Origin of the sequence: Collinsella sp. LCP21S3_D3 (assembly GCF_052118305.1) — a bacterium.
GTDB lineage: Bacteria > Actinomycetota > Coriobacteriia > Coriobacteriales > Coriobacteriaceae > Collinsella.
In genome coordinates this window covers 80,543-106,864 of sequence record NZ_JBQKHK010000007.1, presented here as the reverse complement: position 1 = coordinate 106,864, position 26,322 = coordinate 80,543, and the positions used below count along the sequence as shown (strand labels likewise).

The window sequence follows — 26,322 nt, the reverse complement described above, 5'->3', positions numbered from 1 at the left end:
GCGACGGCGCCACTATACTTTTGTGTATCTGAGCATTTTGAAAGGCAGGATATGACCGCAACCGCCAGCCGAACCACCAACCGCAGGCCCGAGCTCTTGGCTCCCGCCGGAGGCCCGGAGCCCTTTGCCGCCGCGCTCGCCGCCGGGGCAGACGCCATCTACTGCGGCATGGGCAGCTTCAACGCCCGCCGCAAGGCCACCAACTTTACCGATGAGGCCTTTGAGCAGGCCTGCCGCGCCGCGCACCTGGCCGGCTCGCGCGTCTACGTCACGGTCAACATCGTCATCAAGCAGTCCGAGATGAGCGATGCACTGCAGCTCATCCACCGCTGCTCCACGCTGGGCGCCGACGCTTTTATTATCCAGGACTGGGGCCTGTTCTTTGAGGTCAAGCGCACCATGCCCGGCATCGAGACCCATATCTCGACCCAGGCGAACATCCACGATGACCGCGGAACCATCTGGTGCCGCGAGCAGGGCGCCGACCGCGTGACCCTCTCGCGCGAGCTTTCCATCGACGAGATCGCCGCCATCCACGACGCCGCGCCCGACGTTGACCTGGAGGTCTTTAGCCACGGCGCCATCTGCTTTTGCTACTCGGGCCTGTGCCTGCTGTCGAGCTTTGCCATGGCGGGCCGCTCGGCCAACCGCGGCATGTGCGCTCAGCCCTGCCGTCTGCCCTACGAGCTGATCGACGAGAACGGCCGCACGCTCTCCCCTGCCGGTCGCGAGCGCGCGCTATGCCCGCGCGACACCAACACTTCACAGCTTGTTCGCCGCCTGTATGACGCCGGCGCCGCATCGCTCAAGCTCGAGGGCCGCATGAAGGCGCCCGATTACGTGTACTCCATTGTCGATGTGTATCGTCACCAGATCGATGACATGCTGGCCGGGGCCGTCGTAGATAAGGACGAGGACGCCGCTCGCCAGCGCCAACTCAAGCGCTGCTTTAACCGCGACTTTACGCACGCCTATCAGGACGGCACCTCGGGCGACGAAATGATGAGCTACGAGCGCTCCAACAACCGCGGCCAGATTGTGGGCACGGTGCTGGGCAGCCGTATGGCCAACCGCGACATGCGCGGGCTCAAACCCGACGACCGTCGTCGCCGCGCCGCCATCGCCCGCATTGAGTTGTTTGAGCCTGTAGGCAAGGGCGACCTGTTGGAGCTTCGTCACGACGATGAGTTCGACCAATTCCTGACCACCATCGCTACCGATGATGCCGCCGCCGGCGACATCATCGAGTGCCGCGTGCCCCGTAGTATGCCCGAGGGCTGCCGCGTGCGTGTGATTCGCAGCCAGCGCGCCATTGACGCTGCCGGCGCCGCGCTCAAGCGCGACGTGCTGCGCCGCCGCGCCGTAGACGTGTCCGTCGCGGCGCGCCTAGGCGAGCCGCTTACCGTCACGCTCACCTGCTGCGACGACCCCACGCTCACCGCCACCGCCACCGGCTTTACCGTCGAGGCCGCCAAGACCCGCGCCGTCGAGGCATCCGATCTGGTGGAGCATGTGGGCCGCATGGGTTCCTCTCCCTTTGAGGCCGCGAGCTTTGACGTGGCGCTCGATGAGGGCTGTGGCATGGGTTTCTCCGCTGTGCACAAGGTGCGCGCCGCCGCTTGCAAGGCGCTCGAGGAGGCCATTCTGGCGCCGTATGACGAGCGCGCCCACACGCTCGAGCTGCCGGCGATTGTCACCAGTGATTCCCGCCCCGCGCCCGAGCACTACCGCGATGAGCCGCAGATCTGCGCCACCGTCACCTCGCTCGAGGCCGCCGAGGCAGCGCGCGCGGAGGGAGCCGTGCGCATCTACATGACCACCGACGCGCTCGATGCGGCCGAGCTCTCCCCCGCCGATGCGTTTGAGCAGGGTATTGTCCCCGTGCTCGATGAGGTCTGCCGCGCCGTCGACCACGCGCGCGTCGACCCGTGGGTCGTTGCCGGTGCCACGGTCGCTATTGGCAACATCTCTGAGCTTGCCCTGGCCGCCCAGGTTGGTGCCACGGCCGAGATTCGCTCTTGCCTGCCCGTGCACAACACGCCTTGCATGGAGGCACTCGCCGAGCGCGGAGCCGGGGCGTTTTGGCTCTCGCCCGAGATCACGCTCGACGAGATTATCTCGCTTGGCACCTCCGCGCCCGCAGCCCTGGGCATCACCGTTTTCGGCCGCCCGCGCGTTATGACGAGCGAGCACTGTATCCTGCAGGTGGCCAATGGCTGCATCCACGATTGCGCCCACTGCCGCCTGCGCGCCCGCAAGCTGTCGCTCAAGAATATCGACGGCAAGGTCATGCCGGTGCGTACCGACATCCACGGCCGCTCGCGCCTGTACGACGCCTACCCCATCGACCTCACACCGCAGGTTCCACAGCTGCTCGACGCCGGCGTGCGCCGTCTCATGGTCGACGGGACCCTGCTCGAAGCCGATGAGATTGGTCGCGCCGTCGCACGCGTCCGTCGCGCCGTCGAGGCCGCGCAGGCCGGCCGTAAGCCCGCCGCCCGCCTGCGCGGCGCCACTTCGGGCTGCATGTTTGTGGGAATTAGCTAACCGAAAGGCTTACACGTGAACGAAGAACCCCAAGTCCTCTACTGCGACGCCTGGCTCATGGCCATCGATAAGCCCGCCGGCATGATCGTCCACGGCGACGGCACCGGCGAGCGCACGCTTACCGACTATGCCAGCGACCTTTTGCTGGCGATGGGCGACGGCTTTGCCGCGACCGACATGCAGCCGCTCAACCGCTTGGACCGCGACACCACCGGCGTGGTGTTGTTCTCGCTCGACAAGCAGACGCAGCCCGCCTTTGACCAGATGGTCATCGACCACGCCTTTGAAAAGCACTATCTGGCGCTCGCCGAGGGCAAGATCGACTGGAACGAAAAACTCATCGACAAGCCCATCGCCCGCGACCGCCACGATAGCCGCAAGATGCGTGTCGGCGCCAGCGGCAAGCCGTCGCAGACGCGCGTCAAGGTGCTCAAGCGCCTTAAGAGCCGCCGAGGCCTGCCCACCCGTTCGTATATCGATGTTGAGCTACTCACCGGCCGCAAACACCAGATCCGCGTGCACCTGGCAAGCGAGCGCCATCCCCTGGTTGGCGACGACCTGTACGGAACGCCGCGCCCCTGTGGCCTCATGCTCCACGCCCACAGCGTATCCTTTACCCATCCCGTAACCGGCGAGCACATCTACATCGAAGCCCCCTGCCCCTGGGAGCCCTAAAACCTGCCAAAAAGGGACAGGTTTATTTTGGCAGGTTTTATCTGCGCAAACGTCTAGCCGCCACGATGGCTCAGCCGCGGCCCCAAAACATCTCGATCTGTAACAGTTAGAACCCATTTTCCGGTCTTTCTGTTACAGATCGAGACATTCAAATCCCCCTCAAGGGAAAATCTCGATCTGTAACAATAAATCGGCAAAATCGGTCCCAGATGTTACAGATTGAGACAAAGGGATGGCGCGGTTCGGAAGTATCTCAATCTGTAACATCTAACCCACTTTTAACGGTCCAGTTGTTACAGACTTAGACAAACCGGCGGACAACGAAAGCGGCAACGCCTGTGATGGACGTTGCCGCTTTTCTATTGAGAAAACTACTCGGTTTTCGTTACGAACCACCACAATGGGGACAGGCACCTTTGTGATGGTTTTGGCTTTGTCCCGTCGCTAGACCGTGATGACGTTGTCCATTGCCCGATACTTGGCGGGCACCTCGCCCGCGGTAATAATCGTTGCGTCGCGAAAGTCCGCGAACTTGACGGGCGCCACCATGCCAAATTTACTGGCATCCGAGATTACAAAGCGCTTGGCCGTATGGCGCATCGAGATGCGCTTAACCTGCGCCTCCTCGATATCGGGCGCCGTGAAGCCCTGCTCGGCGGCAATACCGTTAGAACCCCAAAAGCCACAGTTGAAGTTGTAGCGGTCTAAGGTTGCCAAGGCATCGGGGCCAACGAGTGCTTCGGTCTCGGGCTTGAGCTCGCCGCCCAGCACCACGGTACGCATGCCGCGCAAAGCGAGGTGCTGAGCATGGAGCACGGAATCGGTCACATAGGTGACATCTTCAAGGTGTGGAAGATGCTCGATGAGCTTGAGCGTCGTCGAGCCCGAGTCGATGTATACAAAGCTCTCGGGCTCCACCAGCGCCGCGGCGCGGGCGCAGATACGCTCCTTATCGTCGTTATGGAGGTCGCTGCGCTCATTGAGCGTTAGGTCGCGCGTCACGTATGCGCGCTCAAGACTCGTCGCTCCGCCGTGGACCTTGGCGATACGGTGTGCTCGATCGAGCGTCTGCAGGTCGCGCCGAATGGTAGACGCCGTTACGCCCAGGGTATCGGCAAGCTCTTGCACAGTAACCGAGCCAGCCTGCTGGACCATTGACACGATCGCGTTGAGCCTATCCTCCGCAAGCATCGCTTACTCCTCCTCGGGGTACACGACTCCCCAGTCGGCGCGGAGCTTGGTCATAAGCTCCATAACATCAGAAGCATAATCCAGAAGCTCGTGCTTCGAATCATCGCCGGCAACGGCCTTCTCCAGGTCGGCCATCTCGTAGCACAGGGCGTAAGCCTCGGTGCCGGTGTGGACCTCCTCACGGTGCCCGTCCGCAGTCCACACGATGGTCGCGTGATCGGCGCGGGGATACTCGTTGACCTCGATATAGCACTTGTCAAAGCTGATGACCGAGCGCTTGGGCTGCTTGGAGTGAAGTGTAAGGCTCACCACGCCCAGCTGCTGCTCGGCATTACGGCAGACAATGCCGCCCGCAACGTCAACGCCGGTCTCACAGGTGTTGCCGAGCGAAACGACCTCAACAGGCTGGCTTGCCATAAAGAGACGCATGACGGACAGGGCATACACGCCAATATCGAGCATGGCACCGCCAGCAAGGTTGCGGTTGTAGAACCGGTTGGTCAGGTCCCCGTACTCCTTGTAGCTGCCAAAGTTGAGCTGGGCGAGGTTCATGCGGCCAAACTCGCCGGCATCCATGCGGCGACGCAGCTCCCGATACAAGGGCATGTGGAGCACCGTGGTGGCGTCCATAAGGACCACGTTATGCTCGTCGGCAATGGCACGTGCTTCGTCGAGCTCGGCGGAGTTGAGGGTGATGGCCTTTTCGCAAAGCACGTGCTTGCCAGCTGCCAGAGCGGCGCGCAGGTAGGTGATATGCGTGTTATGCGGCGTGGTGATATAAACGGCGTCGATGTCGGGATCGGCGTAGAGGTCCTCAACCGTCTCGTACACCTTCTCGACGCCATACTGCTCGGCAAAAGCCTGAGCCTTGGAGAGCGTACGGTTGGCGACGCCCGCAAGCTTGCGGCCGGCAAGGGCGAGAGACTGGGCCATCTGGTTGGCGATAACGCCGCACCCGATCACAGCCCAACGAAGCTCGGGAGCCGTAAAGATGTCGTTAGGGAACGGCTGATCCTGGACCGAGGCAAACGCCGCCTTAGCGGCTGCTTCGGCGTCGAGCGGAGCCTGTTTGGAATCTGTCATCATATGCCTCCTGAGTCACCGGAAGTTCTTCATTTCCAACAGCCTTATATTCGCACAAATTTGCGCGCATTTGCTTGTAGTTGCGTGTTTATTTGTTTATCGGTTATTATTAAACCATAATTAGCAGATATTTGCGCGTCTATGCGCATTATCGCGCAAGACTCTGTGCGTAAATACGCATGCATCGATCGTTATGATGCATAATAAAGCGAGACACCAAAACCCCTAAAGGAAAGCAGGCTGTCTTACTCTGCCCCCTAGGGGCATCAGACATCAAAAGACCATCCCTAACTGCCGGCACATAGGGACTGTCCCAGGCTGCCGAAACCTGGGGGCGTTTCCCGTACGACGCTTTCGTGGCAAGACTGTCCCCATCAACTAGCCGTTTAAGAACGTCCCCAACGACCAGTCATTTATGTCTGTCCCCAATGAGTATAGCCACTCATTTATGTCTGTCCCCAATGAGTAGCCACTCATTTATGTCTGTCCCCAATGAGTAGGGATAGAAAAAGGCCCGGGTGCCGTGGCATCCGGGCCTTTGCTAGCAACTTAGATGTTGCGGGCAGCTTAGAACTTGTGGCCGCACTTCTTGCAGACGCGCAGCTTGTTCTTGCCGTCCTTCTCGTGACCGACGCGGGTAACCTTACCGCACTCGGGGCAAACGAGATTGACGTTGGAGGCATCGATAGGAGCCTCCTGCGAAACGATGCCGCCCTGCTGGTTGGCAGCGTTGGGCTTGACGGCCTTCTTGACGACCGAAACGCCCTCGACAACGACCTTGTTCTCGGCGGGGAGAGCACGCAGGACAACGCCCTGCTTGCCGCGATCCTTACCAGAGAGAACCTGGACCTTATCGCCCTTCTTGATATACATATATCTCCCCTAACTACAGGGTCTCGGGAGCGAGCGAGACGATCTTCATGTACTTCTTGTCACGAAGCTCGCGAGCGACGGGCCCGAAGATACGGGTGCCGACGGGCGAACCATCGTTGTTGATGACAACGCAGGCGTTATCATCAAAGCGAATGTAGGAGCCATCCTTGCGGCGGATCTCCTTAACGGTGCGAACGACGACGCAACGGACAACGTCCTTCTTCTTGACGTTGGCGCCAGGGGTAGCCTCCTGGACAGCACCGATGAACACATCGCCGATGCCTGCATAACGACGCTTGGAACCGCCAAGCACCTTGATGCAGCGAATCTTGCGAGCGCCGGAGTTGTCGGCGACGTTCAGCATGGTTTGCATCTGAATCATGGTAGATGTTCCTCCGAACTAAGAACCGAAGAGAGGTGCGCAGCCTTTATGCGGCCCGTGGTATGCAAGCCAGGCATACGCACATCTTCGGAAACGTACAAGTCGTAAGAGCGACTGCTTATTTAGCGCGCTCGACGACCTCGATGAGGCGCCAACGCTTCATCTTGGACATAGGACGGGTCTCCATAACGCGGACGGTATCGCCCACGCCAGCCGTGCACTCCTCGTCGTGAGCGTGCAGCTTCTTGGAGCTGGTCATCATCTTGCCGTACTTGGGGTGACGCTTGCGCTCGGTGATGGTGACAACGATGGTCTTGGCACCGGAGACGGAGGTAACGACACCCGTACGGACCTTACGCGAGTTACGCGAATCAGTCATGTTCTCTCCTTAGGTCCTACTCGGCGACAGCGGACTTCTCCGCTGCGATCTCGCGGGCGCGCTGCTCCGTGAGGACGCGAGCGATGTCCTTCTTCACGGTGTTGACGCGAGCGGTGTTGTCCAGCTGGCTGGTGGCCATCTGGAAACGAAGGTTAAAGAGCTCGGCGCGCATTTCCTTCAGCTTCTCAACGAGCTGAGCGTCCGAGAGCTCACGAATCTCTGCGGGCTTCATTAGTTCTCCTCCTCGGCCGTCTCTGTAGCGGCAGGCTTAGCGACGATCTTGGTCTTGATGGGGAGCTTGTGCTGCGCCAGACGCAGAGCCTCGCGAGCGACCTCCTCGGGCACGCCCTTGACCTCGAACATGATGCGGCCGGGCTTGACGACGGCCACCCACTCCTCGGGGTTACCCTTACCAGAACCCATGCGAGTCTCGGCAGGCTTCTTAGTGATGGGCTTATCGGGGAAGATCGTGATGTATACACGACCGCCACGCTTCATGTAGCGGGTCATGGCAATACGAGCGGCCTCGATCTGACGGTTGGTGATCCAATGGGCCTCGAGAGCCTGGATACCAAACTCGCCGAAATGCAGCTCGGTATTACCCTTGGCCTGGCCCTTCATGGAGCCACGCTGCACCTTGCGGTGAAGAATACGCTTAGGGGCAAGCACTACTGACCCCTCCTCTCGGAGTTACGACGACGAGGACGGGAAGAGCCCTCGAGTGCAGGGTTGGGAACAGGCTGGCCCGGGAGCTTCTCGCCCAGGTAGATCCAGACCTTCACGCCGCAGGCACCCATGGTGGTGCTGGCGACAGCCGTGCCGTAGTCGATCTTGGCACGGAGGGTGTGCAGAGGCACGCGACCCTCACGGTACCACTCACGACGGCCCATCTCGGCACCGCCGAGACGACCGGAGCACTGGATACGGATGCCCTTGGCGCCGGCCTTGCGGGCGGACTGGACAGCCTTGCGCATGGCGCGACGGAAGGCAACGCGGCCCTCGAGCTGCTCAGCGATAGACTGAGCAACGAGGTTGGCGTCGAGCTCGGGGCGCTTGATCTCGACAACGTCGACGGAGAGCTGGCCCTTGGAGACGCCAGCGACCTTCTCGAGCTCGGTGCGGAGGGTATCGATCTCGGCACCCTTCTTACCGATGACAACGCCGGGGCGAGCGGTGAAGATGATGACCTTCACCTTGTCGCCAGCGCGCTCGATCTCGACGCGGGAGACAGCTGCGCGGGAGAGACGCTTCTCGAGGTACTTGCGGATCTCGAGATCGTTACCGAGGGTCTTAGCGTAATCCTTCTCTGCGAACCAGCGGGAGCGCCAGTTCTCGGTGATGCCAAGACGGAAGCCGGTGGGGTAGACTTTCTGACCCATACAGCTTTACGCCTCCTTTCGAGGAGCAACGACGACGGTGATGTGGGAAGTACGCTTCAGAATGCGGGAAGCGGAACCCTTGGCGCGGGGACGGATGCGCTTAAGCGTCGGACCCTCGTCAACATAGGCAGCAGCGACAACCAGGTTGTCGGCACGCAGACCGTTGTTGTTCTCGGCGTTCGCAACGGCGGAACGGAGAACCTTCTCGACATCCACGGCGACGGCGCGGTCGCAGAAGTGGAGGATGTCGAAGGCCTGAGCGACAGGCTTGCGGCGGATCAAATCGACCACCAGGCGGGCCTTGCTGGGGGAAACACGCACGTACTTAGCGACGGCGCGAACCTCGGTGGCCTCAGTTTCAATAGACTTAGTTGCCATTTACGGTTAACCCCCTATTTGGCCTTGTGGCCACGGAACGTACGAGTCGGCGCAAACTCGCCGAGCTTGTGACCAACCATGGACTCGGTAACATACACGGGCACATGCTTGCGGCCGTCGTGGACGGCGATGGTGTGACCAACCATCTCGGGGAAGATGGTGGACGCGCGGGACCAGGTCTTCACGACGTCCTTCTTGCCAGCCTCGTTCATCGCGGTGATACGCGAGAGAAGGCGAGTCTCCACGAACGGGCCCTTTTTGAGACTTCTGCTCATAAGTGCTTTCTCCTAAAACTCGGTATCCGAAATTACTTCTTACGGCGACGAATGATGTGCTGGTTCGAGACCTTCTTCTTCTTGCGCGTACGAAGGCCCTTCGTCGGCTTACCCCAGGGGGTAACAGAGGGACGACCAGAGGTGTGGTTCTTGCCCTCGCCACCGCCGTGCGGGTGGTCGACAGGGTTCATAACGGTACCGCGGACGGTCGGGCGCACGTTCATGTGACGCTTACGGCCGGCCTTGCCGATGACGATGTTGGCGTGATCAGCGTTGCCGACCTCACCGACGGTGGCGCGGCAGGTAACGAGGATGCGGCGCATCTCAGAGGAAGGCATACGGACGATGGCGTACTTGCCCTCCTTACCCATCAGCTGGCAGGAGTTACCGGCGGAACGGGCGATAGCGGCGCCCTTGCCCGGCTGGAACTCGACGGCGTGGATGAGCGTACCGACGGGGATGTCGGCGAGGGGCAGAGCGTTGCCCGGCTTGATGTCGGCGTCAGAACCGGACATGACGGTCTGACCGACCTCGAGGCCCTTGGGGGCCAGGATGTAGCGCTTCTCACCGTCAGCATAGTGCAGCAGAGCGATGCGAGCGGAACGGTTCGGATCGTACTCGATCGTGGCAACCTTGGCGGGCACGCCGTCCTTGTTGCGCTTGAAGTCGATCACGCGGTAACGACGCTTCACGCCGCCGCCCTGGTGGCGGGTGGTGATGCGGCCGTTGTTGTTACGACCGGCCTTCTTGGGCAGGGGCTCGAGAAGAGACTTCTCGGGCTTGGTACAGGTGATCTCAGAGAAGTCGGAGATCGTCTGCCAACGCCTACCAGCGGAGGTCGGCTTAAGGTGCTTTACAGCCATTACAATCCCTTTCAATAGGTATCCGTTAGCCATCGCAGACAGGGATTCGAGGTTCTGCCTCGGGTGCGATGACACCGGACGTATACACGGTTCCGGGCGTGTCCATTTTATACGCCCAAAACCTTGAGCTCTCGCCTCCCCTATTTGGGAGGCATGAGCTCACTCAACAGCAGCGAGTCTTAGGCCTGGTTGCCAAAGACCTCGATGGTGTCGCCCTCGGCCAGCGTAACGATGGCCTTCTTCCAAGAACGGGTCTTGCCGGCGACATAGCGCACGCGCTTGGTCTTGGGCTTGACCGTCAGGGTGTTCACGCGAACGACCTTGACGCCGAAGATCTCCTCGACAGCGTCCTTGATCTGATACTTGTTAGCATCCTTGGCGACCTCGAACGTGTACTTGTTCTGCTCCATGCCGGAGAAGGAACGCTCGGACACGATCGGACGGATGATGATCTCGTGGGCGGTCATTTATGCAAGCACCTCCCCGAAGTGAGCGGCGATGTCGGCGGGCATCAGCACAGCGTTGTTGTTGACGAGATCATAGGTGTTGGCCTCGTCGGCAGTGATGATGAACGTCTTGGGAATGTTGCGGAACGACAGGTAGGCGTTGACGTCCTCATCGCGAACGATGATGGTCAGACGCTTGCCCTCAAGGCCAAGAGCCTTGAGCATGGCAACGGCAGCCTTGGTGGAAGGCTTCTCGAAGCCGTAGTCGTCGACGAGCACGAGCTCGCCATCGGCCAGCTTGGCGGACAGCGCAGAGCGCATAGCCAGCTTGACCTCCTTGTTGTTCATACGCTTAGCGTAGGAACGGGGCTTGGGGGCGAAGACAACGCCACCGTGACGCCACTGGGCAGCACGGATGGAACCCTGGCGGGCACGACCGGTGCCCTTCTGACGCCAAGGCTTCTTGCCGCCACCGGAAACCTCAGAGCGGCCCTTAGCGGACTGGGTGCCCTGACGCCAAGAGGCCATCTGGCACTTGACGATGTGGTGCATAACGTGGATGTTCGGCTCGATGCCGTACACCTCAGCGGCGAGCTCGGCCTCGGCGACCTTCTTGCCCTCGCTGTTCTTTACTTCAAACTTTGCCATTTAAGTGTTCTCCTTGGTATGACGCTGGGCTAAATGGGCTGGGCCCTTAGGCCATACGGATGGCGACGAGACCATTCTTGGCACCCGGGACAGCGCCCTTGACCAAGATGAGGTTCTGCTCGGCATCGATGCGGACAACGGAAAGGTTCTTGACGGTAACGCGCTCGTTACCCATGTGGCCGGCCATCTTGACGCCCTTGAGGACGCGCGCAGGATAGGCGCACTGACCGATAGAACCGGGGTGACGCTGGAAGTGAGAACCATGCGTCATAGGACCGCGGCGCTGACCCCAGCGCTTGATGCGACCCTGGAAGCCCTTACCCTTGGAGGTACCGATGACGTCGACCTTCTCGACATCAGCGAAATCAGCGACGGTGACGACCTCGCCGACCTTGTGCTCCTCGCCGTTCTCGACGCGGACCTCACGAAGGAAGCGGACAGGCTCGACGCCGGCCTTGGCGAAGTGACCAGCCATGGGCTTGTTCACGTTCTTGGCCTTGATGTCGCCGAAACCGATCTGGACGGCGTCATAGCCGTCGGTTGCCTGAGTTTTAACCTGCGAGACAGCGCAGGGGCCAGCCTGGATGACCGTGACGGGAACGACGTTGTCGTTCTCGTCCCAAACCTGGGTCATGCCAATCTTGCGGCCGAGAATCATGCTGATCAAGATATGATCCCAACTCTCGCGTGGTCTTGGGACAATGCGTACACCACCGAGCGTACGCCCCTAGAGGACCACTACTTACACGACGTGCTCCCCAGCCTTGTATTGCGTCCGGACTACCTGACAACCCTATTAAGCAGGCATTTTGTCCAGCCAGAATACTCCCCTGGTTTCACACAGCTGTTTAGTATACACGGCTGCGGGCGTATCCATCGAGATTCATATTTCACTCACATTGTTTACGCAGGTAAAGTGCGTGGCACGTTCCCAGTGTGCGGCGGAGGGGGCGGGCCTGAGACATATTAAGGTTGCTGCTCTACAGTCCTGCTCACGACGGAGAGCACATTAAGTGCTCTCCTGTTCGTGCGGAACTCGCGACAACCTTAATATGTCTCAGGCCCGCCCCCTCCGCCGCACACTGGGAACGCCACGTTGATGTCTGCTAAACCTTGCTCGCTCAGGCTAATGACTTTGTTGGGGATCCACAATTTGCTGCAAGGTGAACTTGCATTGGGGCGTATCGTCCTCTTCTCGCGCATCGTCGAAATCGAAGATCATAATGGCGCAGTTGGGGAGTTTTGCTGGGAGCTCGAAGCCCTCTGGAGCTGCAGCCTTGATGAATTGGCGGCTGGCGCTGCCGTGGCTTACTGCTAGAAGGGTTTCGATGCCCTCGGCGCCCATGAGATTGGTGAGGGTGTCTACCATGCGTTCTTGCAGCGCGCGGCTTCCTTCTCCTCCGAAGGGGACCAAATCCTCGCCCGGATCCCAAACGTCGGTAGGCAATGCGTCGTGCGGGCCTTCCTCGAAGGTCCCATAGCCGCGCTCGATGATGCCTTCGCAGGGCTCGACAGCCGCATCCGGACCGAGGATCTCGCATGCGACGAGACTTGCCGTGTCCATAGCTCGGCCTAAAGGCGATGAGACCACTTTGTCGGGGACGACGCCGTGGGCTTTGAGCCATTCGGCTGCCGCTTGGGCCTGTTGACGGCCCAAATCGGTAAGCGGTGAATCACAGCGACCCTGGACGAGCTTTTTGACGTTGAATTCCGTCTGGCCGTGGCGGAGCAGATACAGCCTCTTCATATTCTCCCCTTCTGTATAACGTGCTTTGCCGGCGCAGACCTACTCGTGGGTATGCCCTACGTAGTCATCGTCGATCGTAATCTTGGCAATCGACTTGGGAAATTCCGATTCGACCCTCTGGGCCAACGCGTGCTTGAGCTCATCGGACCCCATGCCCAAATCCGAGGGACGCACGCAGTCAAAGATCACGTTGGTGTGCGTAGGACCCGGCACACAGCGCAGGTCATGAATCGAAAGGCGGCTATCGATCTGTTGGGCCATGGCGTGAATGCGCAAGCGCATGCTCGCCACCTTGGGGTCATCGGTCACGATGGGATCGTAGTGAAGCGTGACAATCATGTCGTCTTCGTCCCTAAATGCCTGTTCAATATTGTCGAGCGTGTCATGACTTTCCAGCGGGCTGGCCTCGGCCGCCATCTCGGCGTGAGCGCTTGCGAACTTCCTGCCCGGGCCGTAGTCGTGAACCATTAGGTCATGAACGCCCAAGACGCCAGGGTAGCTCATGATCTTGCCGCGAATATGTTCGACCAGCTTGGGATCGGGCGCCTGACCCAAAAGCGGGCTCACCGTATCCTGGATGAGCTCAAAACCGCTCCAGCCAATATAGGCGCCAACGGCAAGGCCGACCCAAGCATCAAGATTGATATGCGTCACCTGCGAAACAATTGCGCAAGATAACACGGCGCCTGTGGCAAGGACATCGTTCTTGGAATCCTGCGCGGTCGCATGCAGCGTCTCAGACTCAATACGGTCACCGAGCTTTTGGTTGAGGGCCGCCATCCACAGTTTAACAACCATCGAAAGCGCCAAGACTGCCACCAGGGCAAGCGAGAACTCGACGGGTTCGGGGTGGACGATACGCTCAAACGAGGACTTCACCAGTTCGAGGCCGATGAGCAGCACGAGCGCCGCCACGACCAGACCCGAGAGATACTCGTAGCGGCCATGGCCGTAAGGATGCTCGGGGTCTGCCGGCTTGCCAGCCAGCTTAAAGCCAAGCACGCTCACGATGTTTGAGCTGGCGTCAGACAGGTTGTTCATGGCGTCCGCCACAATCGAAACCGATCCCGACAGCACGCCAATTGCACCCTTCGCAGCGCATAGCGCCACATTGGCGAGAATACACACCACGCCCGCCAACGTGCCCACGCGCGCACGGTCACCCTGCGCACGACGAACGATCCACTCGACCATCTATATCTGCCCCCAACAGTTTTACTCATACACTCGTTTGTCGAATAGCTCAGTAGTGTAGACCCTTTACCCCATCGATACAAAAAAGGCCGCAACCCTTAGGGCTGCGGCCTTACAAATCGCACTATCGAGCAAAAAGCTTAGAGCTTGATGTCGATGTCGACGCCAGCGGGGAGGTCGAGACGCATGAGCGAATCAACGGTGCCCGAGGTGGGGTCGAGGATGTCGATGAGGCGCTTGTGGGTGCGCATCTCGAACTGCTCGCGGGAGTCCTTGTCCTTGTGCGGCGAGCGGATGACCGTGTACAGGTTGCGCTCGGTGGGCAGGGGAACAGGACCGGAAACGCGAGCGCCGGTCTTCTGAGCGGTCTCGACAATGAGCTTCGCGGACTGATCGACGACCTCGTGATCATAGCCCTTGAGGCGAATGCGGATCTTCTGGGTAGCCAACTTAAACCTCCAAAGAGTGCGAGAGATGTTCTCGCGGATTACGTAACAGGGAGCTCGAACTTAGGCGTTCTTGCTCATGACCTCGTCCACGATGGACTTGGGCGCAGGCTCATAAGAGTCGAACTGCATCGTGTAGGATGCACGGCCCTGGGTCTGGGAGCGAAGGTCGGTAGCGTAACCGAACATCTCGCCCAGCGGCACCTTGGCACGGATGAGCTTGGTGTTCTTGCGATCCTCCATGCCCTCGATCTTGCCGCGGCGACCGGAGAGGTTGCCCATAACGTCGCCCATGTACTGCTCGGGGGTCTCGACCTCGACAGCCATGATCGGCTCGAGCAGCTGCGGATCAGACTTCTTGAGGGCGTCCTTGATAGCCATAGAACCGGCGATCTTGAAGGCGGCCTCGGAGGAGTCGACCTCGTGGTAAGAACCGTCGAACAGGGTGACCTTAACGTCGAGGACCGGGAAGCCGGCGATAACACCGGTGTTCAGGGCCTCCTGGATGCCCTTGTCGATGGACGGGATGTACTCCTTGGGCACGACGCCGCCGACGATAGCGTTGACGAACTCGTAGCCGAAGCCCTCCTCCATCTTCTCGAGCTTGATGACGGCGTGGCCGTACTGACCGCGACCGCCGGACTGACGGACGAACTTGCCCTCAGCCCTCTCGACGTCGTGACCAGCGGTCTCGCGGTAGGCAACCTGGGGCTTACCGACGTTAGCGTCAACCTTGAACTCACGGAGCAGACGGTCAACGATGATCTCGAGGTGCAGCTCGCCCATGCCGGCGATGATGGTCTGGCCGGTCTCGTGGTTGGTGGACACCGTGAAGGTCGGGTCCTCCTCGGCGAGCTTGGTCAGAGCCAGGGACATCTTGTCCTGCTCGGCCTTGGTCTTGGGCTCGATGGCAACGTCGATAACGGGCTTAGCGAACTCGATCTTCTCGAGGACGATCTCCTTGCCCTCGGCGCACAGGGTGTCACCGGTGGTGGAGTTCTTGAAGCCGACGCAGGCGACGATGTCACCGGCGCAAGCGTCGTCACGGTCGATACGCTCGGCGGCGTTCATCTCGAGGATGCGGCCGAGGCGCTCGCGCTGACCGTTGGAGGCGTTGACCACGTAGGAGCCGGACTCGGCGCGACCGGAATAAACGCGGACGTAGGTGAGCTTACCGACGAACGGGTCGGTCATGATCTTGAAGACCAGGCCGGAGAAGGGCTCGTCGAAGGAGGGATGACGCACGATCTCCTCGCCGGTTTCCGGATCGGTACCGGTGACGGCCTCAACGTCGAGGGGGCTGGGCAGGTAGTCGACGACAGCGTCGAGCAGCTCCTGAACGCCCTTGTTCTTGTAGGCGGAGCCCACAAAGACGAGGTTGAGCTCGTTGGCCAGAACGCCCTTGCGCAGAGCAGCCTTGAGCTCCTCGACGGTGAAGTCCTCCTCCATGAGGATCTTCTCCATGAGCTCGTCGTCAAAGCTGGCAGCGGCGTCGAGGAGCTCCTCGCGCTTGGTGGCAGCGATGTCGGCGAACTCAGCCGGGATCTCATCCATCGGCTCGGGGTAGGTCATGCCCTTCTCGTCGGCCTTGAAGTCCCATGCAGTCATGGTGACCAGGTCGATGACGCCCCAGAAGTTGTCCTCGGCGCCCATCGGGACCTGAGCGGCCACGGCGTTGGCGTCGAGACGATCCTTCATGGTCTCGATAGCGTTGAAGAAGTCAGCGCCCACGCGGTCATACTTGTTGATGAAGGCGATGCGGGGAACGTTGAAGGTAGAAGCCTGACGCCAAACGGTCTCAGACTGGGGCTGGACGCCGGCAACGGCGTCGAAGACGGCGACAGCGCCATCGAGGACGCGCAGGCAGCGCTCGACCTCGGCGGTGAAGTCAACGTGGCCCGGGGTGTCGATGATCTGGATGCGGTAGTCCTTACCGTCCTTGTTCCAGAAGCACGTGGTAGCAGCGGAGGTAATGGTTACGCCGCGCTCCTGCTCCTGAACCATCCAGTCCATGGTGGCAGCGCCCTCATGGACCTCACCGATCTTGTGGGTCTTACCGGTGTAGTAAAGAATACGCTCGGTCGTGGTGGTCTTACCGGCATCGATGTGGGCCATGATGCCGATGTTACGGGTATCGGAAAGCTTGTGCTTAGCCTTAGCCATGTTAGTTCCTTACCTTAACTTACCAACGATAGTGAGAGAACGCGCGGTTGGCCTCGGCCATCTTGAAGACGTCCTCACGCTTCTTGACGGAAGCGCCCAGGCCGTTGGAAGCGTCGAGAATCTCGTTTGCGAGACGCTCAGCCATGGTCTTCTCCTTGCGAGCGCGGGAGAAGTTGACGATCCAGCGGATGCCCAGAGCGGTGGAACGACGGGAGTTGACCTCCATCGGGACCTGATAGGTAGCGCCACCGACACGCTTGGGCTTAACCTCGAGCGTGGGCTTGACGTTGTCCATAGCCTTCTTGAAGGTAGCGAGAGCGTCGCCACCCTCGGACTTCTCGGCAACGATCTCGAAAGCGGTGTAAACGATGCGCTCAGCGGTAGCCTTCTTGCCGTCAAGAAGGACCTTGTTGATGAGCTGAGTCACCAGGCGGTTGTTGTAAACGGCGTCAGGCTGAACCTCACGACGATTAGCTGCTGCACGACGCGGCATGTGAAATCTCCTTAAGTGTCTACCGTGCGGCGCTTAGGCGGCACACGGCGAAAGTATCAAAACGTTATCTGGCTTATTTGGCCTTGGGGCGCTTGGCACCGTACTTGGAACGGGCCTGCATACGGTTCTGGACCGGAGCAGCATCGTAGGCGCCACGGATGACGTGATAACGGACACCAGGGAGGTCACGAACACGACCGCCGCGGACGAGCACGATGGAGTGCTCCTGCAGGTTGTGGCCCTCACCCGGAATGTAAGCAGTAACTTCGATGCCGTTGACGAGGCGAACACGGGCAACCTTACGAAGAGCCGAGTTCGGCTTCTTGGGGCTCGTGGTGAAGACGCGGGTGCACACGCCGCGCTTCTGGGAGTTGTGCTGCAGAGCAGCGTTCTTGGACTTCTTGGGCGCGGAACGACGGCCCTGGCGAACCAGCTGGTTAATAGTAGGCAAAGCGTACTCCTTCTCGAATGATTCCAGCTTTCTGTAAAGTGCAACGGCTTGAATCGAGGGGTCAGCATCCCCCTACGAAACACGCAGTTCGATAGGATACGTGCCGTTAGCTGTGTCGTCAACAGACCACGCCGCCGGGCGTATCCTAAAATAGCCACATTTCCGCAAAGCCTACACAAAAGGAATCCCCTCCTGTGCGCGAGGGCGGATTCCCGGGACGGGCGGCCCAGGGGTTAAGTTTGCTGCTCTACAGTCCTGGCTCGCACGGAGGCCACATTAAGTGGCCTCCGGCTCGTGCGGAACTCGCGACAAACTTAACCCCTGGGCCGCCCGGACCGGGAATCCTACGTGCTCGTCAGGGCAACGTTCCTCAACAAAAAAGACCCGCTTCCCTGTTGGGAAGCGGGTCTTTGGAAGGGCGGTTAACGTACTGGGAAATTACTCCCCGTCGTTGTCCTTGGCCTCTTCGGCGTCGTCGGTGTCCACGAGCTGGTTGAGCAGCTCGTCGAGGGAAGCCATGTCCTCGTTGATGGCGCCGTTGGCGGGAGCCTTCTTGTCGTCGATCGGGGCGCCCAGGAGCTCCTCGTCGGCATCGGCGTGATGCGTCGGAGCGGAGGTGCCCAGCAGGATGTCGTCCGGACCGTCGGGGCTAAAGACCATCTGCAGCAGCTGCGAGAGGTCTTCCTCGTCGGCAACGTCGTCGTTGTTCTCGAGGATGTAGAGCAGGTCGTGGGCCTCGAGGCCGTCACGGAGCTCCTCGATCGCCTTGGCACCGATGCCATCGATGCGCAGCAGATCCTCCTCGGACTTGCCAACCAGGTCGCCGACCGTCTCGATGCCGACCTCGCTGAACTTGTTGGTCCAGCGCTGCGACACACCCAGGTCGTCGAACAGGTACAGGCGAGCCTTCTCGGCGGAGATGGTGTGGCCGTTGCGGGTGAACGAACCGTCGGCACCGCCAAACTCGTCGTAGCCGGCCCAGTCGAGCTGCTGAGGGAGCCGCTCGTCCAGGTCCTTGAGCTCCACGGGAGCCCACTCGGGCAGCGACTTGGCGTTGGGCGAAGCCGGACCATCGATGTCCACGTAGCCGTCGGCCGTGCGATACGTCAGCTTGGCGTTAGCGTACGGCTTGAGGCCGGTACCAGCCGGGATCTTCTTACCGACGATGACGTTGGACTTAAGGTCGAGCAGGTGGTCGACCTTGCCCTCAATAGCAGCCTCGGTAAGGACGCCGGCGGTACGGATGAACGAAGCGCTCGACAGCCAGGAGTCGATGTTGGACGCAACCTTGAGCGTACCCAAGATGACGGGCTCAGCCACGGGAGCCTGACCGCCCAGACGGGCAACGCGCTCGACCTCGTCGGCGAACTCGTAGCGGTCGACGTACTGACCAAGCAGGTACTTGGAGTCGCCGGGGTTGGTGATCTGAACGCGACGCAGCATCTGACGTGCGAGCACCTCGATGTGCTTGTCGTTCAGGTCGACACCCTGGCTGGTGTAGACGTCCTTGACGCTCTCGACGAAGGTGTGCATCGTCGACTCGATGTCGGTCAGCTTGCGCAGGTTGCGGAAGTTGACGAAGCCCTTGGTGATCTGGTCGCCGGCGCGAACCTCGCAGCCGTCCTCGATCTCGGGCATAAAGCGCACCGAAGCGGGGACGCGACGCTCGTCGAGGACACGGGTGTGATCTTCGGAGTCGGTGAGCGTCAGCACGTACTCGGACTTCTCGGGCTTAATCGAGAGGTGGCCGGAGTACGGAGCCAGCTCGGCCTCGCGACCCAGGATCTTCTCGTTGACGTTGCCGACGATATCGAACATACGGCTGACCGTAGGCAGACCCTGCGTAATATCGTCGACGCCAGCGACGCCGCCGGAGTGAATGGTACGCATCGTAAGCTGCGTACCGGGCTCGCCGATGGACTGGGCGGCAATAATGCCGACTGCGGTACCGATGGCGACCGGACGACGGGTGGAAAGATCCCAGCCGTAGCACTTCTGGCACACGCCGTACTTGGAGCGGCAGGTGAGCAGCGCGCGAAGCTTGACCTTCTTAAGGCCCGCATCGACCATCTTCTGGATGTCGGCGACCTTCTCGATATAGCCGTCCTGCTCAAAGAGCACGGTGCCATCGGGAGCCACGACGTCCTCAATAAAGCAACGGCCGACAAGATCGGTGTTGAGGTCGGTGGTGCCGGGGATGATGAGGTTGTAGGTGACACCCTCGTGCGTACCGCAGTCCTCCTCGCGGACGATGACGTCCTGGGCCACGTCGACCAGACGACGGGTCAGGTAGCCAGAGTCCGAGGTGTGGGATGCGGTATCGACCAGGCCCTTACGGGCGCCGTAGGTCGAAATGAAGTACTCGAGCGGCAGCAGGCCCTCGCGGAAGTTCGCCTTAATGGGAAGGTCGATCGTCTCGCCGGACATATCTGCCATCAGGCCACGCATGCCGCCGAGCTGACGCAGCTGGGTCTTAGAACCACGGGCGCCGGAGTCGGCCATCATGTACAGCGGGTTCTCCTCGTCGAACATGTCGAGCATGAGCGCTGCGACCTTATCGGTACAAGCGGTCCACTCGTTAACGACTTCGATGTGGCGCTCCGTCTCGTTGATGAAGCCCTCCTCGAAGTACTCGTTGATCTGGTCGACGTTGGCCTGGGCGCGGTCGAGCAGCTCCTGCTTCTCGGCAGGGATGAGAGCGTCCCACACCGAGATGGTGAGGCCGGCGCGGGTAGCGTAGTGGAAGCCGGAGTACTTGATAGAGTCGAGGATCGGGCCGACCTTGGCCTCGGGGTAACGATCGCAGCAGTCGGCAACCAGCTTGGCCACATCGCCCTTGACCATCTTGTAGTTCATGAACTCGTAGTCTTCGGGCAGGCACTGGCGGTTGAAGATGATACGGCCGATAGACGTCTCGAAGCGTGCGGTCTTGTTACCGGTGACATCGTAGTCGACGAACTCGTTCTTGCCGTTCTTGACGCGGAAGATACGGGTACCGTCCTCGTTGATGACGTTGGCGTTCTCGGCGGACACGCGGACCTGAATCTTGGCCTGCATGTCGACTTCGGAGCGGCAGTCATAGGCGTGCAGCGCGTCGTCGAAGCTCGAGAACACGTGGTTCTCGCCCGGCAGACCGTCGCGGACCTGGGTCAGGTAGTACACACCAATGATCATGTCCTGCGAGGGGATGTTGACCGGCTTGCCGGATGCCGGCGAGCGCAGGTTGTTCGCAGAGAGCATGAGCACGCGGGCCTCGGCCTGAGCCTGGCTGGACAGCGGCACGTGGACAGACATCTGGTCGCCGTCGAAGTCGGCGTTGAAGGGCGCGCAGACCAGCGGGTGCAGGTGGATAGCCTTGCCCTCGACCAGCACCGGCTCAAAGGCCTGGATGGACAGACGGTGCAGGGTCGGTGCACGGTTAAGCAGCACGACACGACCGTCGATGACCTCTTCGAGGATGTCCCACACAAAGGTGGCACCGCGGTCGATAGCGCGCTTGGCGCCCTTGATGTTCTCGACCTTGCCAAGCTCGACCAGGCGCTTCATGACGAAGGGCTTGAAGAGCTCCAGCGCCATGGTCTTGGGCAGACCGCACTGGTGCAGCAGCAGCTTGGGGTCGGTAACGATTACCGAACGGCCGGAGTAGTCGACACGCTTGCCCAGCAAGTTCTGGCGGAAACGACCCTGCTTGCCCTTGAGGGCCTCGGCGAGCGACTTGAGCGGGCGACCGCCACGGCCAGAGACCGGGCGCCCACGGCGGCCGTTGTCGAACAGGGCGTCCACGGACTCCTGGAGCATGCGCTTCTCGTTGTTCACGATGATCGCAGGGGCGTCCAGGTCGAGCAGGCGCTTGAGTCGGTTGTTACGGTTGATCACGCGACGATACAGGTCGTTGAGGTCGGACGCGGCGAAGCGGCCGCCGTCGAGCTGGACCATCGGGCGCAGATCGGGCGGAATGACCGGGATGACATCCAGAATCATGTTCGCGGGGCTGTTGCCGCCCTTCAGGAAGGCGTCAACGACCTCGAGGCGCTTGACGGCCTTCTCGCGCTTCTGCTTCTGAGAGTCCTCGTCGGCGATGATGGCCTTGAGCTTCTCGGCCTCGGAGGGGAGGTCGATGGCAGCGAGCAGGTCGCGGACGGCCTCGGCACCCATGCCACCCTTGAAGTACATGGAGTAGTAACGGGTCATCTCGCGGAACAGCGGCTCATCGGAGATGAGGTCGCGCTCGGTGAGCTTCATGAAGGCGTTGAAGGCGTCCGTGCGGAGCTGCTTCTCGTCCTTGCACTCTTCCTCGATGTCGACGATGCCAGAGGCGATCTCCTCGGGGGTCAGCGGCTCCTCGTCGGAGAACTCGTCAAAGTTCTCGGGGTTGCCCTGCTCCTTGAGGGACTCGATCTGGCGGGCGCACTCGGCATCGATCTCTTCCAGATCGGCGGCGAGCTCCTCGCGCAGGTCGTCAGCGTCGGCCTCGCGAGCCTCGTAGTCGACCTCGGTGATGATGTAGCTGGCAAAGTACAGAACCTTCTCGAGGTCCTTGGACTTGATGTCGAGCATACGGCTCATCGGGAAGCTCGTGGGGCTCTTGAAGTACCAGATGTGGGACACGGGAGCGGCGAGCTCGATATGGCCCATGCGGTCGCGACGCACCTTGGCCGAGGTGACCTCGACGCCGCAGCGCTCGCAGACGATGCCCTTAAAGCGGATGCCCTTGTACTTGCCGCAGGAGCACTCCCAGTCCTTGGCGGGACCGAAGATCTTCTCGCAGAACAGGCCGTCCTTCTCGGGCTTGAGGGTACGGTAATTGATGGTCTCCGGCTTCTTGACCTCACCGTGCGACCAGGAACGGATCTGGTCGGCGGAGGCAAGGGAGATCTTTACCGAGTCAAATTCAGTAGCTTCGAAATCTGCCACAGTCAACTACTCCTTATCAGTGGTCGTGGCGGCGACAGCCTCGGGCGCCTCGGCGGTCTCGGCATCCTGGGCCTCGACGTCGGCGTCAACGCCGGCGAGCGCAGCCAGGTCATCGAGGGCAGAGGTCTCCTCGGCGGTCACAGGGGCGGAGGCGTCCTCGTCGGCATCGTGCATGGGCTCGATGTCCAGTGCGAGGGAACGGATCTCCTTGACGAGAACCTTGAAGGACTCGGGGATACCCGGAACCGGGACGTTCTCGCCCTTGACGATGGACTCGTAGGTCTTGACGCGGCCCACGGTATCGTCGGACTTGACGGTCAGGATCTCCTGCAGGACGTTGGAAGCACCGTATGCGTACAGTGCCCAAACTTCCATCTCGCCGAAGCGCTGGCCGCCGAACTGGGCCTTGCCGCCCAGCGGCTGCTGGGTAACCAGGCTGTAAGGGCCAGTCGAACGGGCGTGGATCTTGTCGTCGACCATGTGACCGAGCTTGAGGATGTAGGACGTTCCCACGGTAATGGGCTCGCGGAACTCCTCGCCGGTGCGGCCGTCAAACAGGCGGGTCTTTCCGCGCTCGTCAAGCTGGGTGACAAACTCGGGGCGCATGTGATCGCCAAAGGCAGCGGTGGCCTTGTTGAGCATATTCTTGTTGGCACGACGGATGACCTCGGCGATCTCGTCCTCCTTGGCGCCGTCGAAGACGGGCGTCGCGGTAAAGAACGGACCGGGGACGTACTTGTCGGAATCGGCATCCTCGGTATCCCAACCGCAAGCAGCAGCCCAGCCAAGGTGGCACTCGAGCAGCTGGCCGACGTTCATACGCGAAGGAACGCCCAGCGGGTTGAGGATAACGTCGATCGGGGTACCGTCAGCCATGTAGGGCATGTCCTCGACCGGCAGAACGTTACAGATAACACCCTTGTTACCGTGGCGGCCGGCAATCTTATCGCCCTGCTGGATCTTACGGCGCTGGGCGACGTAGACGCGCACCTGCTCGTTGACGCCGGGGGCCAGGTCGTCGCCGTTCTCGCGGCTAAAGCGGACGACGTCGATGACGCGGCCGTAAGCGCCGTGAGGCATCTTAAGGGAAGTGTCGCGAACGTCATGAGCCTTGGCACCGAAGATGGCGCGCAGCAGGCGCTCCTCGGCAGTCAGAGCGCTCTCGCCCTTAGGGGTAACCTTGCCGACCAGGATGTCGCCAGGGCCGACCTCAGCGCCGATGCGGATGATGCCGTCCTCGTCGAGGTTGGCAAGCATGTCCTCGGAGAGGTTCGGGATCTCGCGAGTGATCTCCTCGGGGCCGAGCTTGGTATCGCGGGCGTCGATCTCGTGACGGGTGATGTTGATGGTCGTCAGCAGGTCCTCGGCCACCAGGCGCTCGGACACGACGATACCGTCCTCGTAGTTGAAGCCTTCCCACGGCATGTAGGCCACGGTGAGGTTCTGGCCCAGTGCGAGCTCGCCGTGATCGGTCGAAGGACCGTCGGCCAGAGGCTCACCCTGCTCAACGGTGTCGCCGACGCGCACGAGCGGGCGGTGGTTGATGCAGGTGGACTGGTTGGAGCGCTGGTACTTGGCCAGGTGATACTCGTCCATGCCGCCGGCATGCTTGACGATAATCTTGGAGGCGTCGGCAAAGATGACCTCGCCGGCGTTCTTGGCAAGGGTGACCTCGCCAGAGTCCAGGGCGGCGCGACGCTCCATGCCGGTACCGACATAGGGAGCGGCGGGGTGAACCAGCGGCACGGCCTGACGCTGCATGTTGGCGCCCATGAGCGTACGCTTAGCGTCGTCGTGCTCGAGGAACGGGATCAGCGTGGCTGCGACGGAGAGCATCTGGCGCGGCGAGACGTCCATGTAGTCGACGTCCTCGACAGGCACGTCGGCGGGAGCGCCGAAGGAGCCGTCGAAGTCGCGGGTGCGGGCGATCACGGAATGCGGACGGACGATCTTGCCCTCGGCATCGGTCGTGATGAACTCGTTGGTCTTGGGATCGAGCGGCGTGTTGGCCGGCGCGATAACGTGCTTCTCTTCCTCGTCAGCGGTCATCCAGTCGATCTGGTCGGTGGCAACGCCGTTCTCGACGCGGCGGAACGGGGCCTCGATGAAGCCATACTCGTTGACGCGGGCGTAGAGGGCAAGCGAGCCGATCAGGCCGATGTTGGGGCCTTCGGGGGTCTCGATCGGGCACATGCGGCTGTAGTGCGAGTTGTGAACGTCGCGGACGGCCGTCGGCACGTTGGTGCGGCGGCTGGAGCCCGACTTGTGGCCGGCAAGACCGCCAGGGCCGAGTGCGGACAGACGGCGCTTGTGGGTCAGACCGGTCAGAGGGTTCGCCTGGTCCATGAACTGCGAGAGCTGCGAGGAACCGAAGAACTCCTTGATGGAGGCCACGATCGGGCGGATGTTGATGAGCGACTGCGGGGTAATCTCGTCGATGTCCTGGGAGCTCATGCGCTCACGGACGACGCGCTCCATACGGCTCATGCCGATACGGAACTGGTTGGCGACGAGCTCGCCGACGGTGCGGATACGGCGGTTGCCAAAGTGGTCGATGTCGTCAACCTTGAAGCCCTGCTCGCCGGCAGCGAGGGACAGAAGGTAGCGCAACGTAGCGACGATATCCTCGTCGGTGAGCACCGTGACCTCTTCCTCGGTAGTGAGGTTGAGCTTCTTGTTGACCTTGTAGCGACCGACGCGGGCCAGGTCGTAGCGCTGCGGGTTGAAGAGCAGGCCCTCGAGCAGGCTGCGGGAAGCATCCACGGTGGGAGGCTCGCCCGGGCGCAGGCGACGGTAGATCTCGATAAGAGCATCCTCGCGGGTAAGGGCGGTATCGCGCTCGAGGGTGCGCTTGATCACATCGGAGTTGCCGAGCAGCTCGATGATGTCGTCGTTGGTGACGGCGATGCCAAGGGCGCGCAGGAACATCGTGGCGCTCTGCTTGCGCTTACGGTCGATGGAGACCATGAGCTGGTCGCGCTTATCGACCTCAAACTCAAGCCAGGCACCGCGGGACGGGATGATCTGAGCCTTGTAGATCTGCTTGCCCGAATCCATCTCGGAGCTGAAGTACACGCCCGGGGAACGGACGAGCTGCGAGACGACGATACGCTCGGTACCGTTGATGATGAAGGTGCCCTGATCGGTCATCATGGGGAAGTCGCCCATAAAGACGAGCTGCTCCTTGATCTCGCCGGTCTCCTTGTTAGTGAGACGGACGTCGGTCAGAAGCGGAGCCTGATAGGTCATATCCTTCTCGCGGCACTCCTCGACGGTGTGCGCGGGGTCGCCAAACTGATGCTCGCCGAAGGTAACCTCGAGAACATGGTTCTGGCTCTGGATGGGGCTGGATTCCTTAAACGCCTCACGAAGGCCCTCGTCCTTAAAACGCTCAAAGGATTCCCTTTGAACAGAGATAAGGTTGGGGAGCTCCATGGCCTCCGGGATTTTCCCGAAGCTGACGCGCTTGCGCTCAGTGGCAGTGTATGCGTAGGTCACCAGGTTTTTCCTCCTTCACGGAAATGCTCGGTGGGTTGGCGAGGCATAGCTTCGCCAGTTATCGCAACCTAATAGTTTATCAGGTACCGACCGTTGGGCAAGAAAAGCCTTGACGCGATTGAGTTTTTGGAGTAGCAAATTTTTTCGACAGAAAATGCGCAGGTAGATGTGCGTATATCGAACATATGTTCATATATTTTCTGTGAACAGAGTTGCTGATACGCGTCGCTGAATGGCGGAATGGCGGCGAAGGCTGATCGGGCGGAAACTGTGTCCCGTTTTGAGGCCTCAAACTGG

24 protein-coding genes are annotated in these 26,322 nt (G+C 60.9%); 2 read left to right on the top strand and 22 right to left on the bottom strand.

Annotated features, from left to right (window positions below):
• The first annotated feature begins 51 nt into the window (after nucleotides 1-51).
• Nucleotides 52-2,547 (top strand): DUF3656 domain-containing U32 family peptidase, encoded by a 2,496-nt coding sequence (locus tag ACTQ1S_RS05015; protein WP_441547207.1) that lies wholly within the window; start codon nucleotides 52-54, stop codon nucleotides 2,545-2,547.
• A gap of 15 nt (nucleotides 2,548-2,562) precedes the next feature.
• Entirely contained in the window at nucleotides 2,563-3,222 is a 660-nt protein-coding gene (locus ACTQ1S_RS05010) for an RluA family pseudouridine synthase (protein WP_441038833.1), read from the top strand.
• Between the two features lie 444 nt (nucleotides 3,223-3,666).
• Here the strand turns inward: ACTQ1S_RS05010 and ACTQ1S_RS05005 are convergent, their stop codons facing one another.
• From ACTQ1S_RS05005 to rpoB, 22 genes are all read right to left on the bottom strand, one after another.
• Nucleotides 3,667-4,413, bottom strand: coding sequence for a DeoR/GlpR family DNA-binding transcription regulator (locus ACTQ1S_RS05005; RefSeq protein ID WP_441547206.1), 747 nt, complete (start codon nucleotides 4,411-4,413; stop codon nucleotides 3,667-3,669).
• A 3-nt stretch (nucleotides 4,414-4,416) separates the two neighbouring features.
• Nucleotides 4,417-5,496, bottom strand: a complete 1,080-nt coding sequence (locus ACTQ1S_RS05000) for a Gfo/Idh/MocA family protein (protein WP_441547205.1) — start codon at nucleotides 5,494-5,496, stop codon at nucleotides 4,417-4,419.
• 567 nt (nucleotides 5,497-6,063) lie between these two features.
• Nucleotides 6,064-6,369, bottom strand: a complete 306-nt coding sequence (gene rplX, locus ACTQ1S_RS04995) for a 50S ribosomal protein L24 (protein ID WP_006235043.1) — start codon at nucleotides 6,367-6,369, stop codon at nucleotides 6,064-6,066.
• Between the two features lie 13 nt (nucleotides 6,370-6,382).
• A complete protein-coding gene (rplN, locus tag ACTQ1S_RS04990; protein ID WP_117734331.1) occupies nucleotides 6,383-6,751 on the bottom strand; it encodes a 50S ribosomal protein L14 in 369 nt (122 codons plus the stop codon).
• A 118-nt stretch (nucleotides 6,752-6,869) separates the two neighbouring features.
• Nucleotides 6,870-7,130, bottom strand: a complete 261-nt coding sequence (gene rpsQ / locus ACTQ1S_RS04985) for a 30S ribosomal protein S17 (RefSeq protein ID WP_006235040.1) — start codon at nucleotides 7,128-7,130, stop codon at nucleotides 6,870-6,872.
• Between the two features lie 16 nt (nucleotides 7,131-7,146).
• Nucleotides 7,147-7,362, bottom strand: coding sequence for a 50S ribosomal protein L29 (rpmC, locus tag ACTQ1S_RS04980; protein WP_006235039.1), 216 nt, complete (start codon nucleotides 7,360-7,362; stop codon nucleotides 7,147-7,149).
• Entirely contained in the window at nucleotides 7,362-7,799 is a 438-nt protein-coding gene (gene rplP, locus ACTQ1S_RS04975; RefSeq protein ID WP_370450531.1) for a 50S ribosomal protein L16, read from the bottom strand. Before rplP ends, rpmC begins: the two co-directional genes overlap by 1 nt.
• Complete coding sequence (gene rpsC, locus ACTQ1S_RS04970; RefSeq protein WP_154514689.1) at nucleotides 7,799-8,509, bottom strand: 30S ribosomal protein S3; 711 nt, start codon at nucleotides 8,507-8,509, stop codon at nucleotides 7,799-7,801. Before rpsC ends, rplP begins: the two co-directional genes overlap by 1 nt.
• A 6-nt stretch (nucleotides 8,510-8,515) precedes the next feature.
• Complete coding sequence (rplV, locus tag ACTQ1S_RS04965) at nucleotides 8,516-8,887, bottom strand: 50S ribosomal protein L22 (RefSeq protein ID WP_006235036.1); 372 nt, start codon at nucleotides 8,885-8,887, stop codon at nucleotides 8,516-8,518.
• Between the two features lie 14 nt (nucleotides 8,888-8,901).
• Nucleotides 8,902-9,162, bottom strand: a complete 261-nt coding sequence (gene rpsS / locus ACTQ1S_RS04960) for a 30S ribosomal protein S19 (RefSeq protein WP_006235035.1) — start codon at nucleotides 9,160-9,162, stop codon at nucleotides 8,902-8,904.
• Between the two features lie 32 nt (nucleotides 9,163-9,194).
• Nucleotides 9,195-10,025: a 50S ribosomal protein L2 gene (gene rplB / locus ACTQ1S_RS04955; protein WP_117583062.1), complete on the bottom strand. Its 831-nt coding sequence runs from the start codon at nucleotides 10,023-10,025 to the stop codon at nucleotides 9,195-9,197.
• A 179-nt stretch (nucleotides 10,026-10,204) separates the two neighbouring features.
• Nucleotides 10,205-10,492 (bottom strand): 50S ribosomal protein L23, encoded by a 288-nt coding sequence (gene rplW, locus ACTQ1S_RS04950; protein ID WP_006235033.1) that lies wholly within the window; start codon nucleotides 10,490-10,492, stop codon nucleotides 10,205-10,207.
• Nucleotides 10,493-11,119 carry a 50S ribosomal protein L4 gene (rplD, locus tag ACTQ1S_RS04945; RefSeq protein ID WP_006235032.1) on the bottom strand — a complete coding sequence of 209 codons (627 nt, stop codon included), beginning with the start codon at nucleotides 11,117-11,119 and terminating at the stop codon, nucleotides 10,493-10,495.
• Between the two features lie 46 nt (nucleotides 11,120-11,165).
• On the bottom strand, nucleotides 11,166-11,786 hold the full coding sequence (gene rplC / locus ACTQ1S_RS04940; protein ID WP_089572481.1) for a 50S ribosomal protein L3: 621 nt from the start codon (nucleotides 11,784-11,786) through the stop codon (nucleotides 11,166-11,168).
• A gap of 459 nt (nucleotides 11,787-12,245) precedes the next feature.
• On the bottom strand, nucleotides 12,246-12,866 hold the full coding sequence (locus ACTQ1S_RS04935; RefSeq protein ID WP_441547204.1) for a histidine phosphatase family protein: 621 nt from the start codon (nucleotides 12,864-12,866) through the stop codon (nucleotides 12,246-12,248).
• A gap of 39 nt (nucleotides 12,867-12,905) precedes the next feature.
• The gene (locus tag ACTQ1S_RS04930; RefSeq protein WP_441547203.1) at nucleotides 12,906-14,060 is read right to left on the bottom strand and encodes a cation diffusion facilitator family transporter; all 1,155 of its coding nucleotides are present in this window, start codon (nucleotides 14,058-14,060) and stop codon (nucleotides 12,906-12,908) included.
• A gap of 140 nt (nucleotides 14,061-14,200) precedes the next feature.
• A complete protein-coding gene (gene rpsJ / locus ACTQ1S_RS04925; protein ID WP_427717612.1) occupies nucleotides 14,201-14,509 on the bottom strand; it encodes a 30S ribosomal protein S10 in 309 nt (102 codons plus the stop codon).
• A 60-nt stretch (nucleotides 14,510-14,569) separates the two neighbouring features.
• Nucleotides 14,570-16,669 carry an elongation factor G gene (gene fusA / locus ACTQ1S_RS04920; RefSeq protein WP_154514697.1) on the bottom strand — a complete coding sequence of 700 codons (2,100 nt, stop codon included), beginning with the start codon at nucleotides 16,667-16,669 and terminating at the stop codon, nucleotides 14,570-14,572.
• A 19-nt stretch (nucleotides 16,670-16,688) separates the two neighbouring features.
• A complete protein-coding gene (rpsG, locus tag ACTQ1S_RS04915; RefSeq protein ID WP_006235013.1) occupies nucleotides 16,689-17,162 on the bottom strand; it encodes a 30S ribosomal protein S7 in 474 nt (157 codons plus the stop codon).
• Between the two features lie 73 nt (nucleotides 17,163-17,235).
• The gene (gene rpsL / locus ACTQ1S_RS04910; RefSeq protein WP_154514699.1) at nucleotides 17,236-17,613 is read right to left on the bottom strand and encodes a 30S ribosomal protein S12; all 378 of its coding nucleotides are present in this window, start codon (nucleotides 17,611-17,613) and stop codon (nucleotides 17,236-17,238) included.
• A gap of 438 nt (nucleotides 17,614-18,051) precedes the next feature.
• Nucleotides 18,052-22,527, bottom strand: a complete 4,476-nt coding sequence (locus tag ACTQ1S_RS04905; protein ID WP_441547202.1) for a DNA-directed RNA polymerase subunit beta' — start codon at nucleotides 22,525-22,527, stop codon at nucleotides 18,052-18,054.
• 6 nt (nucleotides 22,528-22,533) lie between these two features.
• Nucleotides 22,534-25,962, bottom strand: coding sequence for a DNA-directed RNA polymerase subunit beta (gene rpoB / locus ACTQ1S_RS04900; RefSeq protein WP_427796029.1), 3,429 nt, complete (start codon nucleotides 25,960-25,962; stop codon nucleotides 22,534-22,536).
• Nucleotides 25,963-26,322: the final 360 nt, after the last annotated feature.